This window comes from Streptomyces sp. NPDC054841, assembly GCF_053611045.1.
The window spans coordinates 1-5,271 of the sequence record NZ_JBSGZO010000542.1 but is presented as its reverse complement, the minus strand read 5'-3'; the positions used below and the strand labels follow the sequence as shown (position 1 = coordinate 5,271).

At 71.0% G+C, this 5,271-nt stretch carries 4 protein-coding genes; 3 read left to right on the top strand and 1 reads right to left on the bottom strand.

Translation table 11 applies throughout. The features are described 5' to 3' along the window. Window positions 1-37: 37 nt before the first annotated feature. Entirely contained in the window at window positions 38-1,492 is a 1,455-nt protein-coding gene (locus tag ACWGI8_RS38735; RefSeq protein ID WP_453668132.1) for a cytosine permease, read from the bottom strand. Between the two features lie 194 nt (window positions 1,493-1,686). On the opposite strand from ACWGI8_RS38735, the gene ureA reads away from it, so the two are divergent. The 3 genes from ureA to ACWGI8_RS38720 are packed head-to-tail and all read left to right on the top strand — an operon-like array spanning window position 1,687 to window position 5,238. Next, window positions 1,687-2,508 (top strand): urease subunit gamma, encoded by an 822-nt coding sequence (gene ureA, locus ACWGI8_RS38730; protein ID WP_453668131.1) that lies wholly within the window; start codon window positions 1,687-1,689, stop codon window positions 2,506-2,508. A 5-nt stretch (window positions 2,509-2,513) separates the two neighbouring features. Next, window positions 2,514-4,196 carry an urease subunit alpha gene (locus ACWGI8_RS38725; RefSeq protein ID WP_453668133.1) on the top strand — a complete coding sequence of 561 codons (1,683 nt, stop codon included), beginning with the start codon at window positions 2,514-2,516 and terminating at the stop codon, window positions 4,194-4,196. 22 nt (window positions 4,197-4,218) lie between these two features. Then, window positions 4,219-5,238 (top strand): agmatine deiminase family protein, encoded by a 1,020-nt coding sequence (locus tag ACWGI8_RS38720; RefSeq protein WP_453668130.1) that lies wholly within the window; start codon window positions 4,219-4,221, stop codon window positions 5,236-5,238. Window positions 5,239-5,271: the final 33 nt, after the last annotated feature.

Sequence of the window (5,271 nt, the reverse complement as noted above, 5' to 3'; positions counted from 1 at the left end):
CGGGGACCCGCGCGGTTCCGTCGTGTTCGGGCCGGGGTCAGGACGCCACGGCCGCTTCCGTCTCCTGCCGGCCGGCCGTGGCCTGCGCCGCCTCCATGGCCTCGGGGGCCGTACGGGCGCCACGCGGTGTCAGTACGGCGTACGCGACACCGCCCACCGCACCCGACAGGACGAAGCTGCAGTCCACACCGCCGGTCAGGGCGAGCAGCGGGCCCTCGTAGAACGGGGTCGAGACGGAGACCAGACCGACGGCCGCACCGAGCACCCAGGCGACCGTGGCACGCGGCTCCCAGCCCGCCCGGAACCAGTAGATGCCGCCCCGGGCACGCCGGTTGTAGACCTGCAGTGCCTCCGAGTCGTACGCGCCACGGCATCGCACTTGACCGATGAGGGTGATCACCGCCCACGGGGTCCCTATCGCGGTGAGCAGCAGCACGAACGAGGTCATCGCCGACTGGGCGTCCCAGGCGAAGTGCCCGAGGAAGACGAACGCGGTGGCGACGACCGCGACGATCACGGTGGCCACGGTGCGGCTGGCCCTGGGCACGATCGCGTCGAGGTCCAGGCCCATCGAGTAGAGCATCAGTCCGGCGTTGCCGACCGAGCCGGCCGCGGCGGCGAGCAGCAGCGGTATCAGGTACCAGGTGGGGGACGAGTCGACCAGCGGCCCTGCGTAGTCGACCGAGGCGCGGGCGGCGAGCGCGGTGAAGGTGCCGAACAGCTGGGGGATGAGCAGTCCGGCGAACAGGCCCAGACAGGTGGCCTTGAGCACCGCGCGCGGGCTGTGCCGCTGCGGCGAGATGTAGCGGGTGTAGTCACCGAGCAGGGTGATGAAGGCGATCGGGCCGCTCAGCCCCGCGGCCACGGCGGAGAGCGCCCACGTGGGCCAGAAGGAGCCCAGCAGATACGGGGCGTCGGGTGGCGCGGCGGTGGTGAAGTCGGGAGCGTACGCAACCAGGCCTGTCGCGAGCAGCACGATCATCCCGAGGGCCAGGACCTTGCTCATGCGCAGCAGCAGCCGGTAACCGAAGATCGCGCCGATCACGGTGAGGGCGGCCAGCAGGGCATAGACCAGTGCGTGGGTCGCGTCGCCGGTCGGCAGGCCGATGATCCGGGCGAGCGCGCCGACCATCACATCGCCGCCGATCCACAGGGTCAGCGCCGTGTAGCCGAGCGACAGCAGGAGGCCGACGATCGAGCCGATGAGCCGTCCGCGTACGCCGAAGAAGGCCCCGCTGGACGTGGAGAGATTGGTCGCCGTGCGCAACGAGACGAGCGCGAGCGGTGCCGTCACGACCACACCGGCGATGGTGCCCGCGACGACCGAGCTGACCGCGCCCCACAGGCCGAGGCCGAAGGAGACCGGCAGCCAGCCGAAGACGATCACGCCGAGGCAGAGGTTGGAGCCGAGCAGGATCGCCAGGAGGTCGCGGGGGCCACTGGTCCGTTCCGCTTCGGGGATGGTGTCGACTCCGCGCTGTTCAATCGGCATCGGGCTCTCCCTGTTACGCCGTCGGCAATTTGAGTGTTGCTCTATGTGAACCCAGCTTCTGGCTGCCGTCAATGCTTCCGGCAAGGGAAAGTGAGCGTTAGAGTGTCGTTCAAACATCTGGAATCGGATTCGGAGATTCCGGCGCGGTGCGCCCATCGGGAGGCCGCGGTGTACGTACAGGGAGGCGTGGTGTCGTGCGACTGACCCCGACCGAGCGGGACCGGCTGCTGCTGTTCGGCGCGGCCGAGCTGGCCCGGGCGCGGCGCGCCCGCGGACTCAGGCTCAATGTCCCCGAGGCGACCGCGCTGATCGCCGACACCGTCTGCGAAGCGGCCCGGGACGGGCGCAGGCTTGCCGAGGCCATCGCAGCGGCCCGCGCCGTCCTCGGCCCCGACGACGTCCTTCCCGGCGTCGCCGACGTGGTCACCGAGGTCCACGTCGAAGCCGTCTTCGACGACGGATCCCGGCTCGCCGTGGTCTCCGACCCCATCGGGGGCGGCGGCCTCGGGGACCAGGCGCCCGGTGCCGTACTGCCCGGACCCGCGGACCCCGAGCCCGAGCCCGCACTGCGCCTGACCGTGCGCAACACCGCGGCCGTGCCCGTCAGCGTCACCTCCCACTTCCACTTCTTCGAGGCCAACCCTCGTCTCGACTTCGACCGGGCAGCGGCCTACGGCATGCGCCTGTGCGTGCCGGCCGGCTCCTCCGTCCGCTTCGACCCGGGCGGCGAGGCCGAGGTGGGTCTCGTGCCCATCGGCGGCGACCGCGTCGCCATCGGTTTCGCAGGCCTGGTCGACGGCCCGCTCGACGCCCCGGGCGCCAAGCCGGAGGCGCTGCGCAGGGCCGCTGCCTGCGGCTACCTCGGCGCGGCTGCAGAGTCCGCTGATGCCGCTGAAGCCGCTGATGCCGCTGAAGCCGCAGAGTCCGCTGAAGCCGCAGAAGGGGACCGCGCGGTTTCGGGCCAGGGCCAGACGCCTACGGACCACGGACAGACGCCTACGGAGGAGGACCAGTGACCGGCATCGATCCGCACGAGTACGCGAGCGTTCACGGCCCGCGCGCCGGGGACCGTGTCGTCCTCGGCGACTCCGGCCTCGTCGTCCGTGTCGAGTCCGACTCGCAGAAGCCCGGCGACGAGTTCCTCGCCGGCTTCGGCAAGACCGCCCGCGACGGACTGCACCTCAAGGCCTCCGCCGTCCGCGAGACCTGCGACGTCGTCATCAGCAACGTCCTGGTCATCGACGCCGTTCAGGGCATCCGCAAGGTGTCCGTCGGTATTCGCGAGGGCCGTATCGCCGGAATCGGGCGCGCGGGGAACCCGGACACCCTCGACGGTGTGGACGTCGTCGTCGGCACCGGCACGTCCATCGTCTCCGGCGAGGGCCTCATCGCCAGCGCAGGTGCCGTCGACACGCATGTGCATCTGCTGTCGCCACGGATCATGGAAGCCTCCCTCGCATCGGGCGTCACGACGATCATCGGGCAGGAGTTCGGCCCTGTCTGGGGGGTTGGCGTCAACTCGCCATGGGCCCTGAAGCATGCCTTCAACGCCTTCGACGCCTGGCCCGTCAACATCGGCTTCCTCGCCCGCGGCTCGTCCTCCGGCGACGCCCCGCTCGTCGAGGCGCTCGCCGAGGGAGGCGCTTCCGGCTTCAAGGTCCACGAGGACATGGGTGCGCACACCCGCGCGCTCGACACCGCACTGAGGGTCGCCGAGGAGTACGACGTCCAGGTCGCGCTGCACAGCGACGGCCTCAACGAGTGCCTGTCGGTCGAGGACACCCTGAAGGTCCTCGACGGCCGCACGATCCATGCCTTCCACATCGAGGGCTGCGGCGGCGGACACGTACCGAACGTGCTCAAGATGGCGGGCGTGCCGAACGTCATCGGCTCGTCCACCAACCCGACGCTGCCCTTCGGCCGGGACGCGGTCGCCGAACACTACGGAATGATCGTCTCCGTCCACGACCTCAAGACCGACCTGCCCGGCGACGCCGCCATGGCCCGGGACCGCATCCGCGCCGGCACGATGGGCGCCGAGGACGTGCTGCACGACCTGGGCGCGATCGGCATCACCTCCTCCGACGCCCAGGGCATGGGCCGCGCCGGTGAGACCGTGCGCCGCACCTTCGCCATGGCCGGGAAGATGAAGGCCGAGCTGGGCCCCATGGAGGGCGACGGCGCGCACGACGACAACGCGCGTGTGCTGCGCTACATGGCCAAGCTGACCATCAACCCCGCGATCGCCCATGGTCTCGCCCACGAGATCGGTTCCATCGAGAACGGCAAGCTCGCCGACATCGTGCTGTGGAAGCCGCAGTTCTTCGGCGCGAAGCCGCAGCTCGTGCTGAAGGCCGGCTTCCCGGCGTACGGAGTCACCGGCGACCCGAACGCCGCGACCGACACCTGCGAACCCCTCGTCCTGGGCCCGCAGATCGGCGCCCACGGCTCGACCCCCGCGGACATCTCCGTGGCGTTCGTGTCCCAGGCCGCCGCGGCTCTCGGCAACGACAAGATGCCCACGCGGCGCCGCCGGGTCGGCGTGCGCGGCACCCGGGGCATCGGCCCCAGGGACCTGCTCCTCAACTCCCGGGTGGGCAGCGTGTCCGTGGACGCGCACAGCGGACTGGTCACCCTCGACGGCGATCCGCTCCGCTCGGACCCGGTCGAGTCCATGTCCCTGAACCGCCTCTACTTCCTCTGATCTCCCTACCCAAGGACCTGCGATGACGTTCCGTATGCCGCCCGAGTGGGCCCCCCACGAGCGGACCTGGATGGCCTGGCCCGGCCCCAACCCGACCTTCACCAACGACGAGGAGCTCGCCGAGGCCCGCGCGGCCTGGGCCGGCGTCGCCCGCGCCGTACGCCGCTTCGAGCCGGTCACCATGGTCGTCGGCCCGGGCCAGAGCGGGGACGCCCGTGAACTGCTCGGCGACGACATCGTCATCGTGGAGCGGGAGCTCGACGACGCGTGGATGCGTGACATCGGCCCCACCTTCGTCACCGACGGCCAGGGCGGTCTCGCGGCCGTCGACTGGGTCTTCAACGGCTGGGGCGGCCAGGACTGGGCGCGCTGGGAGCACGACTCCAAGATCGCCCGCCATGTCGCGGACCTCGTGGACGTCCCCGTCCACTCCTCGGGCCTGGTCAACGAGGGCGGCGCGATCCACGTCGACGGCGAGGGCACGGTCCTGCTGACCGACACCGTCCAGCTGGGCGCGGGCCGCAACCCCGATTGGACCCGTGAGCAGGTCGAGGCCGAGATCCACGCCAAGCTCGGCACCGAGAAGGCGATCTGGCTGCCGCACGGCCTGAGCGGCGACTACGGCATGTACGGCACCCAGGGCCATGTCGACATCGTCGCCGCCTTCGCCAGGCCGGGCGTCGTGGTCGTCCACAGCCAGCAGGACCCTGCCCACCCCGACTACGAGCGCTCCCGGATGTACGTGAACATCCTCCGCGGCAGGACCGACGCCCGCGGCCGCGCCCTGGAGGTCGTCGAGGTCCCGGCCCCGACCGTCCTCAAGGACGAGGAGGGCGACTGGGTCGACTACTCGTACATCAACCACTACCTCTGCAACGGCGGTGTGGTGCTGTGTGCGTTCGACGACCCCAACGACGAGGTCGCGGCGGGCATCTTCCGGCGCCTCTTCCCGGACCGCACGGTGACGCTGGTGGACGCGCGCGCGATCTTCGCGGGCGGCGGCGGTATCCACTGCATCACGCAGCAGCAGCCGAAGGTCTGACGGCCCTTGCGGGGCCCGCCCGGGGACCGTGGC